Genomic DNA, 20,274 nt, shown 5'->3' on the forward strand with positions numbered 1-20,274 from the left:
TTATATCATATCAATCAAAAACCGGGTTGCACACTAGCCGCAGCCCGGTTTTTGATATGTAGTTATATACGATATGTATAAACACTCATCGCGTAAAATGAGGGCGGATATCTGGACAGCGGCGGGCTCGGATGCTATGCTAGAGTGGTGCAATTAAATGAGACAGATTTGGGAGGAAACAACTCTATGCGGCCAATCAACGAGCTGGATGCCAAAAGGATATCCAAGCTAAAATACATACTGTGCGATATCGACGACACCCTAACCACCCACGGAAAGCTGACGGCGGAGGCCTACACCGCCCTGTGGCGGCTGCAGGACGCCGGTTTTGCGGTGATACCCGTAACGGGCCGGCCCGCCGGATGGTGCGACCTGATTATCCGCGAATGGCCGGTGAAGGCGGTAGTGGGCGAGAACGGCGCGTTTGTTTTCTATGCCGAAAACGGGCAGATCCGCTCGTTTGTGCACCCCTCGGTGGCGGGCAGCGAGGTAAGGGCGAAGCTAGCCGAGGTGAAAGACGCCTGCCTGAAGGGGGTGCCGGGCTGCCGTGTGGCAAAGGACCAGTTCTCGCGTATCTACGATCTGGCGATTGATTTTAACGAGGACCCGCCTTACTTGGGGCTGGACGCGGCACAGCGCATTAAGGATATCTGCGTTTTGTTCGGGGCGCAGGCGAAGATCAGCTCGATTCATGTAAACGCTTGGTTCGGCGAGTACGACAAGCTGAGGATGACTAGGCTGTTTTTTAGTGAGGTGCTCAAGGAGCCAAACCTGCTGGAAGCGTGTATGTTCTTTGGCGATTCGCCCAACGACGAGCCGATGTTCTCGTTCTTCCCCAATAGCTGCGCAGTGGCAAATATTTTGCAGTTTGCCGGTAAGCTTGAGCACCTGCCCGCGTTTGTGACCACCCGCGAGGGCGGGGAGGGGTTTGGCGAGGCGGTGGGGTTTATTTTGGGGGTGGGGGGGGAGTAAGCGCCGAGTGCGGCGGGGCCTTCGTTTGAGGCTTAAACTATCTAGCTATCATATATAGAAAAACAGCCCTCCGCGGTATGTTGCGGAGGGCTGAAATTATGAAGTGCAAGGGGCGCAACTACCCATGCTCTCTAATATTCAGAGAACGGCGGATAAATTTCAAGATTGTTTGTCAGGCAAGGCGAATCAGTTTTCATTGTTCGACGGCAAAGTTTGCATGAGGGCAAAGAAATGCTCAGGCTTGCCGGTACTAAAATATTCATACCAAGATTCCAGTGTGTTTGACCCAAAAACACCTAAATGCTCAATAATTTGCTTCGCCCACAACAAAGCGCCGGTGCAGCTTGCAGTAATAAGGTTATTATCCGCTACGGATGGCTTGTCTATATAAAAACTTTGCCCTTTATAACCAGGAGAAACCATTTCAAGAAACCCCGGTCCATTACTGGTATGCGGACGTTGATCCAATAACCCAAAGTTGGCAAGCGCAGCGGTAGCCCCACAGATTGCACATACCGTAGCGCCTAAAGAGAGAAGTTCGCTTGCTTTTTCGATGATAACGCCATGCTTTGGGTCGTTCCATGTATTTGCGCCCGGTAACAGTAACATGCTTGTTTCACTCATAACAATATCATCAATTAAGCAATCGGGCACTATTGTCAGTCCGCCCATCGTTTTGATCGGCTTTTTTGAATAGCTGACTGTTTTGAGTGATACGCTTTGTGCACCCTTTTTGAAGAATCGGCCGGAATTCAGCTCCGAAGTAACATACCCCAGTTCCCAGTCGGCTAAAGTATCAAGAACGTAAACATAGATGGTAAACATAAATTTTCCCCCATTCTCATAGATAGGCAGATTGATTTGCCTGCATTTTTACTATACCTTATAATTGTTGACAGCATTATGGCAACAATCTATAATGTTAACAAGTAATTTTGGAAGGCGGCTTTCAGATGAAAGTTGACAGGCTTGTTAGCATTATTATGATACTCCTTGATAAAGAGCGTATAGGCGCACAGGAGTTAGCAGAACTGTTTGAGGTTTCACCCCGCACAATCTACCGCGACATAGACACCATTAACATGGCGGGTATTCCCGTTCGTTCCACATCAGGGGTGGGCGGCGGCTTTGAAATCATGCAGGAATACAAGATTGATAAAAAGGTTTTTTCTACTGACGACCTTTCTGCTATCTTGATGGGGCTTTCCAGTCTTTCAAACATGATGCGTGGTAATGAACTGGTAAACGCCCTTGCGAAAGTTAAGAGCTTTATCCCCGCCGACAGAGCGAAAGACATTGAATTAAAAGCAAATCAACTATGTATAGATTTAAGTCCGTGGATGGGCAACAGGAACATACAACCATATTTAGAGATGATCAAGGCAGCTTTGCAGGAAAGCAAGCTGCTTTCGTTTGAATATATAGCCCACCACGGAAATAAAACCGCACGAACAGTTGAACCGTATCAGCTTGTATTGAAAAGTAGTTATTGGTATTTGCATGGTTATTGCCACAAAAGAAATGATTTTCGTTTGTTCAGACTATCCCGCATATCGAACCTACAAATGCTAGAGGAGACGTTCACGCCGCGAGATTATGAGAAACCGATTTTAGACTTTGCGGATATTTTGGAAACGATGCAAACAAAAATCAAACTTCGTATTCATAAATCTGTTATGGACAGGGTACTTGATTATTGCACTTATGAAGACTTTTTGCCAGACGATGATGAGCATTACATTGTTCGTTTTCCTTTCATAGAAAACGAGTACTACTACAATATTCTTTTCAGTTTTGGGGATAAATGCGAGTGTTTAGAGCCGTTACATATCCGCACAGAAATGAAGCGTAGAATACATGATATAGCTGCCATATACGACACATGAGTAAAAGAAACGAGCTTCGGCTGGCTCTGTGAGGCTTAGTACAGCAAAAGCCCATCAACAAGTGGCAGGCGACAGCGGACAGGTAAATGTAAAAAAAGAGCAGCAGGCGGTAAACCTGCTGCTAAAATAAAGGGAGGCTAATAATTGACTGTAAGGAAAAGTGTTGGTCAATTCAGGTGTTTATGCTTGAAACCTTGCGATAAGCAAATTAAATATCTCTTTAAGACGCATAGCAACGTTGTTGGCTGACTTTTTCGAGAATTAAAGCGAAGTTCGGTAGAATCATTGGTTCGGAGACTCTTAATTTACTATCAGCAGTATCGAATTTGATGTTAGCTGAGTACACTCATGGTCATGGAGGTTTGAGTGATGGTCATGATGGTGATGACTGTCGATACTGTAAAGCCGCCTAGATAGATGTTGCCGGTTTTCTTGAAGAACTTTCTGCTTACAATTGTTGCCGCCGGAACAAGAACGAGCAGCGGGAACAGATTGTGTGTACGCATTGCGTTGAAGATGAAGGTGCCGGTTTGAGCGTAGTTGATATACTGAATAGCAATCAGAACCGCTACACCCGCTACGTTTGCAAGGCAGCTGATGAGGGTAACCAACCAATCGGGCATACCTTCAACACGGTTGCCGCCGTCTACCAGCAGCGAGTTCACTACATAGAAGAGTGCAAAGGCCGGAACATAGGCAATCCAATACATCATCTTATTGGCGGTGAATACGCGCAGGGCAACCAGCCAGAAGCGGAAATCGGTTTTAAACCAGAAATCTGCAAAGAACAGGATGGCGCACACAACCGCGAAGGTCATTATTGCGAGCAGGGCGCTTCTCCAAAGCTTATTCAAGGTAATCTTGTAGCCCCAGCTCTCGGTGGTAGCGCCGTGATTCCTGCCGAATACGAAGTAGTTGAGCAGGAACACACCCAACAGGGTAACGGATACGATTAAGCACCATCCGGCCATTTCGTTTACTGCGCCGTCGCCGAACCACTTGTTGGCCGTCATGGGTGCAAACGACTGCTGGCCGATCCAGTAGTGCATTACCGGCATTGCTAAAACTGCCGGAATGGCGGTGCTGATAAGCAGGGTTAACCAGTACGCAATCTTCTTCTTGCCGGTGTTAAGGGCAGGAGCCGGAACGGGAACGGAAGAAGCCTTGAGTACCGAGAAGTAGGGAACGGTGTCCATAATCCACGATGCAAACGGGAACAGGAACAGGAATACTGCGATAAGCCCCAGGCAGTTAAATGCCTGCTTTAACGGCCAAACCTGGTTGGTTGGCGCGATAACTTCATGGCCCTTCGGAGTACCCAGTGCGTCATAGAAGAAGTCTATGGTGCTGGCGGCAGTGGTGGTAGAGAATACGTTCTGCGGATGAATTTCGGGGCTCTGGTAGAACGCTCTTATGTATTCCTTGCCGTTGATGTCGCCTTTATATTTCTTGCCGTTTTCAACAGGGCCTACAGCGGTTTTGTCTACCTGCTGAACAAAGGACAGTGTTGCGGCACTTTCAAGGATGCGGGCAGGGTCGCCGCCAACATCTTTTTGACGGAAGAAGTATTCGTCGTACTTGCCTGCAATAACGCCCCAGTTAATCTCGGGGATAACCGGCTGGTCAATGCCCTTAATCTTGCAGCCTGTATAATCGGGGTCGTAGCCAACTTCCAGGGCTGCGGCAATCTTATTCGGCCCAAGCTTCAGAGCCGCCTGCTGTGCATAGAACTGAACGGTGGAAAGCACAATGCCGGCGCCCATGGAATGGCCGGAAATACCGATCTTGGTTTTATCCACAATGTCAAGATTGTTGTATGCATATTCCACGATGGCGGCCATGCTGCCGAAGGACTGTTCGCGGCTGAGGCCGTCACGGTTATCGGATGAACCGTGGCCGTACGCATCGGCTGAAATAACGATATAGCCGCGGCGCGAAAGCTCCACATAGCTCATATCCTGCATTTCAAGGTTGTGCTGGCTGCCGTGCTGTACGATAATGAGCGGAAGCTTGTTATCTACACTAGCATCTTTAGGAATGAATATCTTTGCGTTAATCTGCTTGCTGCCGTTTGCAATGATGTCAAGGTCTTTTATTGCGACAGTTCCGCCTGCGGTTTGAACGATACTTGCACCAACCATGCTGATTATAAGGCAAGCGATAGAGATCCATAGCCAAAGTCGTGGGAAGGTTTTTTTGTTAGTTTGGTTGTTCATATGTTGCTCGCTCCTCCTGTTTTAATGCTCATCGCTAGTGTGATTGAAATCAGCTTTTACTCCCCGGTTTTTCACCTCCAAGCCCTTTTAATAACATTATAACAGTTAATAGGACACCCTGCTGAACTTTTTGCAGTTGTTTGCTGTAATTTATTCTGCAGTGTATGCTTGTGTTGTGTAGACCATTCATAGCAGTGAGTAGTCACAACAAGTTGTCCTTACAACTTATTCTATACAAACTTGCGAACAATACAATACCTTTTGTGACATTTCTCATACAATTACAAATAGGTGCGTACATATATGTGCAAAATTAACATAATTCTCGGTGCTGCCTTTAAAAATTTCGTACTTTTAATTGCAAAACGCAACTAATCGTGGTAAAATATGTACGTACTAATTGTGGGGGCGGGAATTCGATGAGCGAAAAAACAAAGTACCAAATGGTTGCCAATATCATCCGCACAGACATCGCGCAGAGGATGGCCGCAGAAAGCGGACGGCTGCCGACCGAGATTGAGCTGGCTCAGCTATACTCTGTCAGCCGCCAAACCATCCGGCAGGCGCTTAATCTTCTGGAGCAGGAGGGCCTTGTGGAGCGCAAGCAGGGCAGCGGAACCTATGTATCCCGCGACCAGGGCAGGTACAAAACCGACAACAGGAACGTAGGGGTCATCTTCTCCTATATCACCGAATATATCTTCCCCTCTATCGTCAGAGGAATTGTGAAAACGCTGGACGAAAAGGGGTTTACCTTATCGCTGTCGTCTACCTACAATCGAACCGACAACGAGCGCGCGAAGCTGGAATACTACCTTACGCACCCCGTGCGGGGGCTGATTATTGAGGGCACGAAAACCGCGCTTCCCAACCCCAACATCAACCTGTATGAGGAGCTGGAGGCCCGCGGCACCTCGATAGTTTTTATTCATGCCTCTTATGACCAGCTCAAGAACCCGATATCGGTTACCGTTGATGACCGTGCGGGCGGCAGGATGGCAACAGAATTCCTGCTTGACCGGGGGCACAGCAAAATAGCTGCGATATTTAAATCAGACGACAAGCAGGGCGTGGAGCGGTGCACGGGGTTTATGCAGGCGGTTTCGCGCGCGGGGCTTACGCTGAATGACGACAGCGTGTGCTGGTACAATGACCTAAACCGCGCGGGGTTCACGACCTCTGCACAGCTGAAAAATCTCATCAACGGCCACACCGCCATCATCTGCTACAATGATATGATTGCCTTGGATGTACTGAAGGCAATCAAGCTGGAGGGGAAGAGCGTTCCGGAGGATCTGTCGCTCATCAGCTTTGACGACAGCCTGTATGCGAGTATTGCGTCGCCCAACATCACCTCGCTGTCGCACCCCAAGGATGAGCTTGGACGGGTAGCCGCCGAAAAGGTTGTAAATATGATTTGCGGCAAGCAGGAGACCTCGAAGATATTCCAGTGGAAAACAGTAGAGCGTGCCAGTGTAAAGGAACTTTCTTTTGCGAACATCTGATTTCGGCTGATGGTGCTACATATTACTATAATAAATAACAGCTGCGGGTTGCTTAATGCTTCCGTAGCTGAAGCCAAAACAAAAACACCCGTGTAGAGAACGGGTGTTTTTCTATGGTGGGAGGAGATGGATTCGAACCATCAAAGCGAGACGCAACAGATTTACAGCCTTATTCAAAATCATTTTACGAAATGCGACAAATTACGATACAATATAAGCAACCCAATTTAACTACAAGGAGTTGCATTGACGTGTATCTTGAAAAAAGCTTATCTCTCATGATGAATGATAAGAGCAAAAACAACATCTCTTCTAATAATTATTCAACCATTTTAAGTAAACTCAAGTCACAAAGAATTTTATTTTGTGATTATATGAAATTATGGCTTGAGACTCATAAGTTTAAGCTTCAAGGGAACACTTATGAAACATATTATGGTCAAATATATAACCACATTGCCCCATACTTTGCTGAGGAAGGTATTTATCTCGATGAAATTAACGTGTTTTTATCTGCAAAATTGGATAGATAATCTCGGCTTCAAATTGCCCTAGAGTAAGACTAGGGCAATTTGAATTTAGTTTCAATGGTTTATCTCCCCGGGGGGGTTGTTTACATATATTAGAAATGATGCTATAATAATTCATATGTGCATCTATTAAATAAGACTTGCGGGGTACTAATATTTCATTTGATGGAGGAAGTATGTATAAAAAAATAATTATTGTTTTATGTACCACTTTAATGTTAGTTTCATGCAGTAATAATAGCAATTGGGATGTTAGCAATGCGGCTGTTAGCCAAATGCAGGATAGTATAAGCAATACTCCAAATGAAAGCTCAAGTCGTGAGCCACTTGAAATTCCTTCAGAACAATTAGTCCAAGAGAATATCATTCAATCATCAAATGATAAAGTTTGCTATAATTTAACTAAGCAAATTGGTGTAGACAAATTTACTATTGTTAATGTAAGTTTCATTAATAATAGCACACTTATTATCATTCATAAGGATGTCAATGATACACAAAATCAATGCTATTTTCTAACGCTATACGATGTAAAACATCTTAAAATTTTAAAGACGCTGACTATAAAAATGAGTACCGGAAATAGAAACACTTCTTGCGGTTTGGGAGATGATTCGATAAGGGCTCTAGATCTCAATAAGGGTTGCTTAAGTTTGTATGATTATACTTTGAACCCAATAAGAGAAATTATGTTGCCTTCAGGCTATTCCGGCAACAAAATTGCACTATCAAAAGATAATAAAAAAGTTGCTTATATAACAAATGAAAAAAGAAGTCTTGAAGTTTACGACGTTGACAATAACCAACTTATTTACTCACTTGATAGAATACAATTGCCACAGTATGACAGTGATATTTTTTGTACTGATGTAGCATTTCTGGATAGCTCCAAAATTCTCTTAAACTTAGTGACGCAGAAACATGAATTATGCATGGCGATTTTCAACATTGGGACTGGAGATTTGAATTACATCATAGATGGGAATATGAAATTAAGTCAGTCCCGAGAAGATTACTATTTTAAAAATGACATAACCGGTTCTTTTAATTCGCTGATGAGCAGTAAATGCGATACTTTTAAAGTTATAAATACCGATGGAAAACAAGAGGCTCAGTATGTACCAGTACCTGAACAATATAATCAAGCTGAAGATATCTGCTTTAGTAGAATCAGTAGCAACAAATTATTAGTGGACTTCAGCGATGATTATTCTAAGATCAACTTAAGTATGATAAACTCAGATGATACCGTTAAATATAAAATTCTTCTTGAAAATAGAGATGATGAATTTGAGCCAGTTAATCTGCAGTCTGACAATATATTTTCAGAAGACGGGGAATCAATTGCAATGATTACATCTGGGAGATCACTTTATCTTATTAAAGATAAAAATAACTAACGAAGTTATTTAATTATATTCAAATTTAATTACTTAGGCTTTAGGGGCGATTAACGCTTCTAAAGCCTTTATTATTTAGGGAGTGTTTATAAGAAATGAATTATATTAAAATGCCGAATTGCCTGTTTAAGCTTGGCCTGAAGGCCAATGAGCTTGTTATGCTTACCTATCTTGCCAGTATCCACAAGCCAGACCATCAAGATTATGTAGTTGCAAAATATGAAACTATCGCAAAAGCGTGCGGCTACACCAGCGCGGATTCTGCCATGACCATTGTAAGCTCACTGGAGCAGAAGGGCTTTATCTCTATCATACCGCGCCATAACCCATTCACAGGCATAACACTGGCCAACGGCTACATTGTGAACTTACCGGCCACAAAAAACGGCTATTTTAAAGTGGATAGAGAAATGTTCCGCAAGGTTGCCGCCTGCACCGGTACGACGGCCACGGCCATCTACCTGTACATACTCCGTTGCATGAATAACACCGCCGCAGCGTTCCCATCTCTGAGCAACATCCGGGATAACGTGCATCTGACGATAGCGACCATTGTGAAAAAGATTCGTGCGCTGCAGGAGTACCTGTTTCTAAAAAAACAAAACCGCCGGAAACAAGATGGCAGCTTTTCACATAACCTCTACATACTACTGTTCGGAGAGCAACCAAAAGCAAAGCAAAAGAAAAAAGGCTCTATAATAAATGTTGTGGTAGACAGCAAATAGAGCTCAAAAAAGAGTAAAAAAAGAGAGCATATTTGTGGAAAAACCGATAGAATGGAATTGCTTAGAACCATCATCGGAGGTACACAATATGCTCTCTACTAATATTACAGAAAAACTGCTGGGATTAAAAGAGGTAATCATAAAAAAGGAAGAGAATATTAACGGAATTTATAAAGCCACAATAGAACTGCCAAGAAAAGCACATCTCTGCCCGTGTTGCGGACAAGAAACGGATTGTGTACATGATTACCGCTTACAGCCCGCTAAGGACATACCGGCTTTCGGTATGCAAGTGATACTGTTATACCGCAAACGCCGCTACCGCTGTAAGGCCTGTGGTAAGTGCTTCTACGAGAAGAATACTTTTTTACCCCACTATCACCGAATGACAAGCCGTCTTGTGGCCTATGTAATAGACCGCCTGCGGGATATCTACTCATTTACCAGTATAGCAAATCAGGTGAACCTTTCCGTATCAACCGTTATCCGTATCTTTGACATTGTTAATTATGGCAAGCCTGTACTAGGTAATGTATTGGGTATTGATGAATTCAAAGGTAATACAGGAAAAGAAAAATATCAATGTATTCTTACAGACCCTGAGAACGGATGGGTTTTAGATGTCCTCCCTGATCGCTTCTTTCACAATTTAGCTGCCTATTTCAAAGATCTAAACCGCTTTAATACTTCCTTTGTTGTCAGTGATATGTGGAAGCCCTATGCGGATATCTTTGGTACATACTTTAAAACCGCTAAGCACGTTTTAGATAGATATCATATCATGAGACAAGTGGAATGGGCCTTTGAAGCGGTACGGAAAGAAGAGCAAAAGAAATTCTCAAAATCTCACCGGATATACTTTAAGCATTCCAGATTTCTTTTATTAAAACCTTTCGATTCCTTATCGAATGAGCAAAAACAGGAGGTAAACGTGATGCTTTACGCAAGTCCGAACCTATCCAGCGCTTATTATCTTAAAGAATCCTTTTGTAAGTTATCCAGAATTAAGGATGCGGTATTGCTGCGACAAGAACTATCCTCTTGGATTTTACACGCTCAAAACAGTTCCATTCCTCGTTTCCATCAGTGTGCTGATACCTTTATCCTTTGGGCTCCTGAGATTCTTAACGCCTTCACCTTGCCTTACTCCAATGGTTTCACCGAGGGCTGTAACAACAAAATTAAGGTATTAAAACGTAATACCTATGGTTATCGTAATTTCTTCCGCTTCAGAAACAGAATCCTTCATGTTTTTAGTCAGCAAAATGCTGCTTTGTCCTCTTAACGCTTCCTTCGCTGCTTTTATTGTTCCCATTCTTTCCTTTTCCTGCACCACAACTATTGACATAGAGCCACAAAAAACAGCTGCGGGTAGCTTAATGCTTCCGCAGCTGAAGCCAAAACAAAAGCACCCGCTGAATAGCAGGTGCTTTTCTATGGTGGGAGGAGATGTGATTCCAACGCCTTTGCTGCACAAAGGCGCGAGCTTCGGCTCGCTCTGCGGAGCTCACCTCGTTCGAATCCTACTCCTGCCTAAAAACCATAGAAAAACACCCGCTGAATAGCAGGTGTTTTTCTATGGTGGGAGGAGATGGATTCGAACCATCGAAGCGAGACGCAACAGATTTACAGTCTGCCCCCTTTGGCCACTCGGGAACCCTCCCATATTCAATTGATTGGCAGCTTAACAGTGGAGCTGGTGGACGGATGCAGCCGCTGCGCGTCTGCCGGGCTTGCGCTGTCGCGCTGCGCCCCTTTTCGCTAAAAAACTGCCGCCGGCAGCTTTTCTTAACGCGAAAAGCCCTCTCAGGGTTCGAATCCGTGCCGAACTTACTCAAAACAGTGGAGCTGGTGGACGGATTCGAACCCCCGACCTGCTGATTACAAATCAGCTGCTCTACCGGCTGAGCTACACCAGCGTTTTTGTCGACGCATGTTATTCTAACACATCGGGCAACCTTTGTCAAGGATATTTCTTAGACTGTGGATAAAAGTAATTTCTGGGCGAAGCTTGCGAATATTTGCCGCTTTGGAACGGCGGCAGGCCGACATGTCAGACATCAGTATACCATAGATAGAAAGAATTATTCAAGCGGTTATGTCAGCCGCTGAACGAGCCGGTTGAAATCAAGGAGCAGAAGCTCACCCCGTTTGAACGCAAGGGCTTTACGGTGGCGGAATGGGGCGGAACACGCGGGTAACAAGGGGTAATTGCATAGAACGTAAAACCTACTTCTCCGAACCCGCCACACCGTGAATTCTTAAATCGCTAGAAAATCGGCACGCTTTTATGCAGACGTGCCGATTTTTGTAGAAAAAACTGAGGGCTCTATGTTACTGCGGAGGGACTTGATTGAGAATGTAGTAAAATACAAGAAAAATCCACATTATGGAGTTAGCGGTAATTTAAGTATCACAATATCTAGTGGGCGAAAATACGTTCCTATCAATTGATTACGAAAGGTAATATTTCAAGTTTTGATTTAACTTTTCAACCTTTTCAACACAGTTTTCAACAATCGGTGTGCAAAACGGCAAAACCAAGCCATTTTAACTGTTAATAACTTTCCAACATTAACATTTTTCGACAAAAAAAGACGAGCCTGAAAGCTCGTAAGATAAAGTAAGTATGGAGTTAATTATAAAGGAGGGGGATTGTCTGAAACAGGTATACTGTTTCGACAGCCTCATTATAACAAAGGATTGTCGAAATAGTGTGAATAAACTGTTAATACGTCGAATACGATTGTCATGTCTTGCGAAGAGACGCAAAAAAATCGGCCAGAACGGCAGTGCATTCCTGCTGCAATATGCCGCACTTTACGGCGGGGCGGTGGTTAAAGGGCATCTCAAACATAGCGGCAACGCTGCGTACGGCCCCGGCCTTTTCATCCAGTGCGCCGATATACACGCGGCTTACCCGAGCGTTGATAATGGCGCCCGCGCACATGGGGCAGGGCTCCAACGTAACATATAAATCACAGCCCGAAAGCCGCCAGCTGCCAAGCTTTTTGCAGGCCTGCTCAATAGCCATTACCTCTGCATGATAGGTGGCGCAGTGGTCGGTTTCACGGCGGTTGCAGCCCTCGGCAATCACCTCGCCGTCCTTGACAATCACCGCACCCACGGGCACCTCGCCAAGAGAGGCAGCAAGGCGCGCCTGATTAAGCGCCAAGCTCATATAGTATTCGGGGGTATCTGTAAGACTGTTGTTATTCAGCGGTTTAACCATGTGGAAGACCTCTATACCGTTAGGCTTTGTAAAGCGGCTAGTCTTCGTAAAGCCGCACCGCTCGTAGCATTTGAAGGCTCTGGGGTTATCGGCGCGCACATTCAGCTCTGCCTGGCGGATATGAAGCGTTTGGGCGGCTTCGTCTATCGCAAGCCGGATAGCTTTACGCCCGATACCCTTTCCGCGCAGCGGCTCTTCAAGAATGAAGATACCAAGGCTTGCGGTATCGGAGGAGGGAGCGTCCTTTTCCAACCACACGCTGCCGATATACCGCCCCTCGCAGAGAATCAGCCTCCAAAAGAGCAGGCCCTGTTGGGTTAAGTACTCGTACCGCTCGTGTTGGTGGGGGTGGATTCTGGAGGTGTAACGGCTTAACCGGCTTTCGTACTCCTGTTCAAACAGCCGGTAATGGCTGACGGTGTTGTTATCAACGGCAATCAACTGAACCATAACGTTTTTACCATGTTGATGCGCCGATGAAGGCAAAGCTGGTAAGAATCATAACGCCAACCGCTATGTAAATGAGCACCATCGGTACACTGCCAAGCATCACGCCAAGCTTTGTGCGTTCGTTGAGCGCCGTCTCGCTGGGCATTACGGTAAACATACCGGGCTTTCTGCGAACCAGCGCTATTGCGGCTATAATCCCCGTTAACAGGAACACCGCAAGCATGATACTCTGGCTGAGGGTATATAGCTGCGGCGAAAGGCGGCGGGTGAGCAGATCGCCGACGGTTACAAACAGGTTGTTGGTAAAGTGCAGCACCATTCCCGCCAGCAGCGAGCCGGTGCGCAATACGAAATAGCCTATACACAACCCGCACAGGAATGCATAGGGCAGCTTTAAAAGGTTTACATGCAGCAGTGCAAAAACAAGCGATGACACAATCAGCGCAAAGCCGTCGCCGAAGCGGCGCAACGGCTGCATTACAAAGCCGCGGAACACCAGTTCCTCCACCACAGGGGCAATGAGCACAAAGTTTAGCATATATAGTACGATACCGCCGACATCCTCGGGAAGCGGAACGCTGTTTTGCTTAACATACAGGCCCGCAAGGCTCAGCAGGCTGGAGAGTGCATTCATTGCAAAGGTACCCACCGCCGTAAGTGCCAACAGGATGAAGATGCCGGGAAAAACAATCCCGAACCGGGGCACGCGCATGGGCAGTGCCGCATGCGTGGGAATACCCGTGTAATGCTTAAACACCCAAAACGGCAGCAGAATAACCAAGGGGTAAAACCACAGCAGGGTGATAAGGGCAGATTTATCGGTAGGAAAATTTGAGATAAATAGGCGAATTAAAAACAGTGTAAGGCTGGACGCAACCGGCTTTATGAACAGCAGCAGAAGAAAATAGATAAACAGCGAAAGCCCCAACTGGCGGCTCTGACGGCTAAGCTCCGTGCGTTCGGTATCCTCGGGGGTGGGCAGCATAAAGCCGTACCCCTGCACAAAGGTATACTGCTGATGGACATAGCAGGTAGTATACCCCTGCGGCGGAGGGTTATAGCCATTTGAAGGGTAAGGGTTTTGATATCCATTCTGCCCCTGCGCGGGTTGGTTTGGATCATAGGGGGAATATCCGGCCATCGCGTTTCGTTCCTTTCACAACTGAAATGAACCTGCAATAAAAATCAGCAAAACCATTATCAGTATAGCAAGCAGAATCTGCGAAATATACCGCTTATTTGTGAACAAGATACGAAGATATCAGGGAATTGCAGGGGTCTGCTCTGGCTTGTTGCCGCCGTTATATACCGCAATTAAAAAGTGTATCGGCAGCCCCATTTCGGAGAACATGCGCTCGTGCTCGGTGGGTACACTCTCGGTAAAGCCGCTGTTATGCAGGTCGTCGGTTAAAAAGCGAACCTCGAAGCCGCCCGACTGCTCCAGATACCGTTTCGTACCCAGAAACAGCGGCTCGCTGTCGGTTTTAAACCACAGCTCGGCACCCGGGTGCAGAAAGCTTTTGTAGGTGTGGAGCTGGCGCGGGTGGGTCAGGCGTTTTTTGTGGTGCTTGGGCTTGGGCCACGGGTTGCAGAAATTGATATAAATACGCTCGGGGGCGTCGTTTTCATTAAAGATTTCGGATAATTTTTCGATATCATAAGCAGTGAGTAAAACGTTATCCACCGCTTTGCCCGCTGCGGCGCTTGCCTTTTCCACATTGCGTTTGGCAAGGCCGAGCATCTCACTTTTAATATCCACCGCGATGAAGTTTATCTCGGGGTGCTGCACGCTCATGGCCGCCACAAAGCCGCCCTTCCCGCAGCCAAGCTCCAGGTGCAGGGGGCGTTCTGGGTGAGCAAAGGCGCTCTTCCAGCGGCCCTTCTGCTCTGTTGGGATGTCTATGAAGAACGGGCTTGCCGCCAGCTCGGGGCGCGCCCAGGGTTTGTGCCGTATACGCATAGGTGTGGTTCCTTTCTATATAGGTGGTGGGGGATAGATTGTAGGGGCGCGCATTGCGCGTCTGCGGTTCTATCAAAATCATCGATAGTCCGCTGTAAATCGATCCTACGGCGTTCCGACGTAGAATTGTAGGGACGAACCCGCGTGTTCGTCCTGAGGACAATCAAGGGCTTCAATGTCGGCAGAACGGTCAAGAACGGTCCCTACGTTCTGCCCTCTCGTAGCAGGCATATTATAGCACTATTAATCAGTGATGCGCAAGAATAAGCGAGAGAATAGAAAATACCGCCCGACAAACCTTTATCCGGTCTGTTGAGCGGTATGAATAAAATAATAAACGGTTAATGTTCTTTCGTATCCTGACTTCCGGTGTTCTTATCGTCCGTATCAAGCGGCTCGCCACAATAGGAGCAATACTCTATGAATAACCCACGAGGCAAAAAACGCTTACAGGTGGGGCAACGCCAAAAGATGAAGCCAAGAATAACTATTACACACAGAAAGATCATTGCAATAACCGCAATGATGATTTGCACAATGCCGTTAAAAAAAGCACAGGAGATATTGATAGCACCCCAGACAGCAATCAGAATCCAGAATAGCTTACGCCACTTTAACGGGGGCATGGATTATCACCTCACAGGTAAAGCGAAAACAGTTGTGCAAGGTGAAATAACCAGCGATAAAACAATGAGAATCGTCACCACACATAGTAAACCCTCTCTCTTCATAGTTCAACATCCTATAAAATATAGATTTATAATTAATATAAAATAAATTTATAAATAGTACCATATATGTATTGTAATATTATTGTAAAATATTATTCTTTTAATATTAAATACACCATTTTACAAAGCCGTTGCGGACATGCCTTTTTACATTTGTCACATTGCGTATAAAGCCTTGATTATGCTATAATACATTATTATGGGTAATTGTACGCAAAAGGCAGCTGCCCACAGCAGAACAGTTTATTATTGCCCCTAAAAGGGCTTTGAAAGCGGAGGAATACCACTTGTCCATTGACCGTGACCACATCCGGAATTTCTGTATTATCGCACATATAGACCACGGCAAGAGCACGCTTGCCGACCGTATCCTTGAAAAAACCAGCGCCGTGGCGGCAAGGGATATGTCGGACCAGCTGCTAGATAACATGGAGCTTGAGCGCGAGCGCGGCATTACCATTAAGGCGCGCGCGGTGCGGCTGAGCTACACCGCCTTAAACGGCGAAACCTACGACTTCAACCTTATCGATACCCCCGGTCATGTGGACTTCAACTACGAGGTTTCGCGCTCGCTCGCGGCGTGCGAGGGGGCTGTTTTGGTGGTGGACGCGTCGCAGGGAATAGAGGCGCAGACGCTTGCCAACACCTACCTTGCCATTGACCACGACCTTGAGGTGGTGCCGGTGGTGAACAAGATCGATCTTCCCGCCGCCGACCCCGAAAAGGTGTGCCACGAGATTGAGGATGTAATCGGCCTGCCCGCGATGGACGCGCCGCGCATCTCGGCCAAGGCGGGTATTAACATCGAGCAGGTGCTCGAGCGCATTGTTACCGATATCCCGGCGCCCAAGGGGGACGACGAGGCCCCGCTGCGCGCGTTGATCTTTGACTCGGTGTATGACGCCTACAAGGGCGTTATTGTCTATGTGCGCGTGATGGAGGGCGTGGTGCGCCCCGGCATGACCATGCGCATGATGTCGACCGGTGCGGAGTTTACCGTGGTGGAGGTGGGAGCGATGGGTGCGACAAGCCTGCTGCCCGGCGATGAAATCCGGTCGGGCGAGGTAGGCTACATCACCGCCAGCATCAAGAACGTAAAGGATACCCGCGTGGGCGATACCATAACTGATGCGGAAAACCCCGCCGCCGAGCCGCTGCCCGGCTACCGCAAGGTAAACCCGATGGTGTTCTGCGGCATCTACCCCGCCGACGGCGCCAAGTACCCCGACCTGCGCGACGCCTTGGAGAAGCTGCAGCTTAATGACGCGGCGCTCTCTTTTGAGCCCGAAACCTCGGTGGCCTTGGGCTTCGGCTTCCGCTGCGGCTTTTTGGGGCTTTTGCACATGGAGATTATTCAGGAGCGTTTGGAGCGCGAGTATAACTTAGACCTTGTAACCACCGCACCCAGCGTTATCTACCTTTTGCATATGACAAACGGCAACGATATCTATATCGATAACCCCACCAACTACCCCGACCCGTCGCTGATTGCAAGCGCGGAGGAGCCGATGGTGAACGCGCACATCTACACTCCCTCGGAATATGTGGGCAATATTATGGATCTGTGCCAGGAGCGGCGCGGTGTATTCAAGGATATGAAGTACCTGGACACCGACCGTGTGGATTTACATTACGCCCTGCCGCTCAACGAGATTGTATACGACTTCTTTGATGCCCTAAAGTCGCGCTCGCGCGGCTATGCCTCGTTTGATTACGAGCTGAGCGGGTATGAGCAGTCCAAGCTGGTGAAGCTGGATATCCTGTTAAACGGCGATGTAATCGATGCACTGTCGTTTATTGTGCACGCCGATAAGGCCTATGCCCGCGCGCGCCGCATGGCGGAAAAGCTGAAGGACAATATCCCGCGCCAGATGTTCGAGATACCCATTCAGGCGGCAATCGGCGGAAAGGTAATTGCCCGTGAGACGGTGAAGGCGATGCGCAAGGACGTGCTGGCTAAGTGCTACGGCGGCGACATCACCCGTAAGAAGAAGCTGCTGGAAAAACAGAAGGAAGGCAAGAAGCGCATGCGCCAGTTCGGTACCGTAGAGGTGCCGCAGGAGGCGTTTATGAGCGTGCTGAAGCTGGACGAATAAGCATCGGTGACGGTGCCTGCCATGCAAGCGCTGCATAGATGAAAATCAATATTATAGGTGTACCCGCTATGTCTTTAAGTTTTGGGAGCCGAGCATGGCGAAGCTTCCCCATTATATGGCGCTGCTTGAAGAGTTCTACCCGCAAAAGACAAGGAGGGTGATTCGGTAATGGCAAAGGCAAATGAGAAAGCCCCCAAAAAGGAAAAGAGTGCTAAAGGGCCGGCGAAGGCGCAAGCCAAGACGATGAAGAAGTTTAGAAGGATGAGACGCAGAACGCTTTATCTCTCATTCACCCTTTGCTTTGCCATCCTGAGCCTGCTGATTATTGCAAACCACTATTTCGGTGGCGACAGCAAGGGGATGATCCTCATCGGATTGAACCCAATCTTAAAGAGCGTGAGCTTTAGCGAATTCGGGATGAATGTACTCAGCAGCGGGCCGGCTGTTGCCGCCGGGGGTATCTCGGTTTACTGGTATATCGCGCACCTGCTTACCTTTGTGCTGTACGGCGCCGTTGTGGATGTAATACAGACGCTGATTATACGGCTGATTCGTTTCATAAAGACCGCAGCGAAAGGGCCGCAAGTGAACAGGCCGGAGCTTAAAAGGCCTGAAGCGGTACTGCCGAAGACTAAAGAGGTAAAGCAGCAATCAAAATAGGCGCTGAGAGAAGCCGGCACTCTTTATATTTATGCACATCTATACATTGGCCGTTGATAGGAATACTGCGGGGGAACGATGTTGAAAAAAGCTTTAAAACTGCTCATTACCTCTTTTACCTTCTGGTTTGCTGCTTTGAGCCTGCTGATAATATGGAATCACTATTCGGGCGGCGATAGTAAAAGCATCGTGCTTATTTACTTTAACGTTATCTTAGAAAGCATCAGTCTGAATGATGCTGGCCGGGCGTTATTAAACAGCGGGCCGGAGATTTCGGCTAAAACCATACCGGGCGAAATCTCGGTGTATTGGTATGTTGCGCATCTTCTCTCGTTTATATTGTACGGAGCGGTGCTGGATGGGATAAAGGCGGTTGTTAAGCTTTTGCTGCGTGCCCCTTCAAAAGGAGAAGCGACATGACAGGCGAACCCTTCGGCTTGTACATCCATATCCCCTTCTGCTCGCGCAAATGTGCCTACTGCGATTTTTACTCGGTGACGGCGGACGATACATTGATGGATATCTATCTATCGGCGCTGAGCGAACAGCTGGAGCAGTGGTCGCAGCGGTTAAACGGCAGGAAGGCTTGTTCGTTATACTTAGGCGGCGGCACGCCCATCCTGTTTGGCGCAGAGCGGCTGTGCAAGCTGCTAAAGGTCTGCGCAAAGCATTTTGGCTTGGAGCAGGCGGAGATTACGCTGGAGGCCAACCCCAACCATACCGATTACGATACCCTGCTTACACTTCGCGGGGCGGGGTATAACCGTATCTCGTTCGGCGTACAGAGCGCGGCAGACGAAGAACTGAGACAGCTCACCCGTGCCCACACGGCGGCGCAGGCAAGGGATGCTATTCTTTCGGCGCAGCGGGCGGGCTTTGAGAATATCAGCGCCGACCTGATGCTGGCCATCCCGGGCCAAACGCAGCAGAGCATGCAGCATTCGGTGCGGTTTTTGTCGCAGCTGAATGTAACGCATATCTCGGCTTATCTGCTGAAAATAGAGGAAGGCACCCCTTTCTATGAACGGCGTGATGCACTGAAGCTCCCCGACGAGGACGACACCGCGGCGCTCTACCTTGGCGCGGTGCAGGTTCTTAAGCAGGCGGGCTACCGGCAGTATGAGATCTCCAACTTCGCAAAAGAGGGCTATACCTGCCGCCACAACCTGCTTTACTGGGACTGCCGCGAATATCTGGGCCTCGGCCCCGCGGCGCACTCGTTTATAGGAAGCGAGCGCTTTGCCTACCCGCGGGATTTACAGGCTTTTCTGGCGGGAAGCAAGCCCGAGCCCATGGGCGGGGGCGGGGAATTTGAGGAGTATGCCATGCTTCGCCTGCGGCTGAATGAAGGGCTTGCCTTTGAGCAGGCGCATAAGCGGTATGCCTTTGATGAGCAGATGCTTTTAAAACGTGCACAACCGCTGCGGCAGTATGGCCTGTGTGTTTGCGACGAGAACGGCATCCGGTTAACACCGAACGGTTTTTTGGTTTCAAACTACTGCATCGGTAAGATATTGGCCTAGTATATTCATGAACATCAATACAAAAGGAGCCTTGATTCAAGGCTCCTTTTACTGTTGTAGCTTCAGCGCAAAAAACCACCAGCTCTGCTGGTGGAATTAGAACGCTTATAGCGAAAAGAGGTCCTCCAGTGATAGAATGATGAAGGTTCACCAACCGCATCAAAAAACAAAGGAGGACATGTCAATGGATGACATAAATAGTTTAACACATTCGAAATGGAGATGTAAATATCATATAGTATTTGCACCGAAGTATAGACGACAAGAAATATATGGACAAATCAAGGTGGATATAGGGCAGATACTTAGGAAATTATGCGAACAAAAAGGGGTGGAAATAATAGAGGCACAGGCATGCCGCGACCATATACACATGATGGTAAGCATA

At 47.4% G+C, this 20,274-nt stretch carries 18 protein-coding genes and 2 tRNA genes; 13 read left to right on the top strand and 7 right to left on the bottom strand.

Annotation, left to right across the window (positions count from 1 at the left end; translation table 11 throughout):
* Positions 1 to 186: 186 nt before the first annotated feature.
* Positions 187 to 972, top strand: a complete 786-nt coding sequence (locus tag BLR50_RS09170; RefSeq protein WP_092640991.1) for an HAD-IIB family hydrolase — start codon at positions 187 to 189, stop codon at positions 970 to 972.
* Between the two features lie 186 nt (positions 973 to 1,158).
* Here BLR50_RS09170 and BLR50_RS09175 read toward each other — a convergent pair whose 3' ends face one another.
* Positions 1,159 to 1,797 carry a type 1 glutamine amidotransferase family protein gene (locus BLR50_RS09175; protein WP_092640994.1) on the bottom strand — a complete coding sequence of 213 codons (639 nt, stop codon included), beginning with the start codon at positions 1,795 to 1,797 and terminating at the stop codon, positions 1,159 to 1,161.
* Between the two features lie 128 nt (positions 1,798 to 1,925).
* On the opposite strand from BLR50_RS09175, the gene BLR50_RS09180 reads away from it, so the two are divergent.
* Positions 1,926 to 2,858, top strand: a complete 933-nt coding sequence (locus BLR50_RS09180) for a helix-turn-helix transcriptional regulator (RefSeq protein WP_092640997.1) — start codon at positions 1,926 to 1,928, stop codon at positions 2,856 to 2,858.
* A gap of 332 nt (positions 2,859 to 3,190) precedes the next feature.
* On the opposite strand, the gene BLR50_RS09185 is transcribed toward BLR50_RS09180, so the two are convergent.
* A complete protein-coding gene (locus BLR50_RS09185; protein ID WP_092641000.1) occupies positions 3,191 to 5,074 on the bottom strand; it encodes an alpha/beta fold hydrolase in 1,884 nt (627 codons plus the stop codon).
* 419 nt (positions 5,075 to 5,493) lie between these two features.
* On the opposite strand from BLR50_RS09185, the gene BLR50_RS09190 reads away from it, so the two are divergent.
* From BLR50_RS09190 to BLR50_RS09210, 5 genes are all read left to right on the top strand, one after another.
* On the top strand, positions 5,494 to 6,579 hold the full coding sequence (locus tag BLR50_RS09190) for a GntR family transcriptional regulator (protein WP_092641003.1): 1,086 nt from the start codon (positions 5,494 to 5,496) through the stop codon (positions 6,577 to 6,579).
* A gap of 113 nt (positions 6,580 to 6,692) precedes the next feature.
* On the top strand, positions 6,693 to 7,112 hold the full coding sequence (locus tag BLR50_RS09195) for a tyrosine-type recombinase/integrase (protein ID WP_092641006.1): 420 nt from the start codon (positions 6,693 to 6,695) through the stop codon (positions 7,110 to 7,112).
* Between the two features lie 173 nt (positions 7,113 to 7,285).
* Positions 7,286 to 8,509, top strand: a complete 1,224-nt coding sequence (locus BLR50_RS09200; protein ID WP_092641009.1) for a hypothetical protein — start codon at positions 7,286 to 7,288, stop codon at positions 8,507 to 8,509.
* A 95-nt stretch (positions 8,510 to 8,604) separates the two neighbouring features.
* Positions 8,605 to 9,234, top strand: coding sequence for a helix-turn-helix domain-containing protein (locus BLR50_RS09205; RefSeq protein ID WP_092641012.1), 630 nt, complete (start codon positions 8,605 to 8,607; stop codon positions 9,232 to 9,234).
* Between the two features lie 34 nt (positions 9,235 to 9,268).
* The gene (locus tag BLR50_RS09210) at positions 9,269 to 10,519 is read left to right on the top strand and encodes an ISL3 family transposase (protein WP_242871732.1); all 1,251 of its coding nucleotides are present in this window, start codon (positions 9,269 to 9,271) and stop codon (positions 10,517 to 10,519) included.
* A gap of 294 nt (positions 10,520 to 10,813) precedes the next feature.
* Here BLR50_RS09210 and BLR50_RS09215 read toward each other — a convergent pair.
* The 5 genes from BLR50_RS09215 to trmB all read right to left on the bottom strand — a co-directional run bounded on the left by BLR50_RS09215 (position 10,814) and on the right by trmB (position 14,876).
* Positions 10,814 to 10,898, bottom strand: a tRNA-Tyr gene (locus BLR50_RS09215).
* A gap of 179 nt (positions 10,899 to 11,077) precedes the next feature.
* A tRNA-Thr gene (locus BLR50_RS09220) sits at positions 11,078 to 11,153 on the bottom strand.
* A gap of 830 nt (positions 11,154 to 11,983) precedes the next feature.
* Positions 11,984 to 12,916: a GNAT family N-acetyltransferase gene (locus BLR50_RS14815; protein ID WP_162840386.1), complete on the bottom strand. Its 933-nt coding sequence runs from the start codon at positions 12,914 to 12,916 to the stop codon at positions 11,984 to 11,986.
* A gap of 7 nt (positions 12,917 to 12,923) precedes the next feature.
* Complete coding sequence (locus BLR50_RS09230; RefSeq protein WP_092641018.1) at positions 12,924 to 14,057, bottom strand: type II CAAX endopeptidase family protein; 1,134 nt, start codon at positions 14,055 to 14,057, stop codon at positions 12,924 to 12,926.
* A gap of 120 nt (positions 14,058 to 14,177) precedes the next feature.
* A complete protein-coding gene (trmB, locus tag BLR50_RS09235) occupies positions 14,178 to 14,876 on the bottom strand; it encodes a tRNA (guanosine(46)-N7)-methyltransferase TrmB (RefSeq protein ID WP_092641021.1) in 699 nt (232 codons plus the stop codon).
* A gap of 420 nt (positions 14,877 to 15,296) precedes the next feature.
* Here trmB and BLR50_RS14300 point away from each other — a divergent pair, with 420 nt between their 5' ends.
* From BLR50_RS14300 to tnpA, 6 genes are all read left to right on the top strand, one after another.
* Complete coding sequence (locus BLR50_RS14300) at positions 15,297 to 15,653, top strand: hypothetical protein (RefSeq protein WP_143008083.1); 357 nt, start codon at positions 15,297 to 15,299, stop codon at positions 15,651 to 15,653.
* 241 nt (positions 15,654 to 15,894) lie between these two features.
* A complete protein-coding gene (gene lepA / locus BLR50_RS09245; RefSeq protein ID WP_205408683.1) occupies positions 15,895 to 17,703 on the top strand; it encodes a translation elongation factor 4 in 1,809 nt (602 codons plus the stop codon).
* Positions 17,704 to 17,871: 168 nt separating this feature from the next.
* The gene (locus BLR50_RS09250) at positions 17,872 to 18,363 is read left to right on the top strand and encodes a hypothetical protein (RefSeq protein WP_092641027.1); all 492 of its coding nucleotides are present in this window, start codon (positions 17,872 to 17,874) and stop codon (positions 18,361 to 18,363) included.
* Positions 18,364 to 18,444: 81 nt separating this feature from the next.
* Positions 18,445 to 18,783, top strand: a complete 339-nt coding sequence (locus tag BLR50_RS09255) for a hypothetical protein (RefSeq protein WP_143008084.1) — start codon at positions 18,445 to 18,447, stop codon at positions 18,781 to 18,783.
* Complete coding sequence (gene hemW / locus BLR50_RS09260; protein WP_092641034.1) at positions 18,780 to 19,886, top strand: radical SAM family heme chaperone HemW; 1,107 nt, start codon at positions 18,780 to 18,782, stop codon at positions 19,884 to 19,886. Before BLR50_RS09255 ends, hemW begins: the two co-directional genes overlap by 4 nt.
* A gap of 184 nt (positions 19,887 to 20,070) precedes the next feature.
* The coding region (tnpA, locus tag BLR50_RS09265) for an IS200/IS605 family transposase (protein ID WP_143008078.1) at positions 20,071 to 20,274 on the top strand (204 nt) is incomplete at its 3' end.

Origin of the sequence: Acetanaerobacterium elongatum (assembly GCF_900103835.1) — a bacterium.
Lineage (GTDB): Bacteria > Bacillota > Clostridia > Oscillospirales > Ruminococcaceae > Acetanaerobacterium > Acetanaerobacterium elongatum.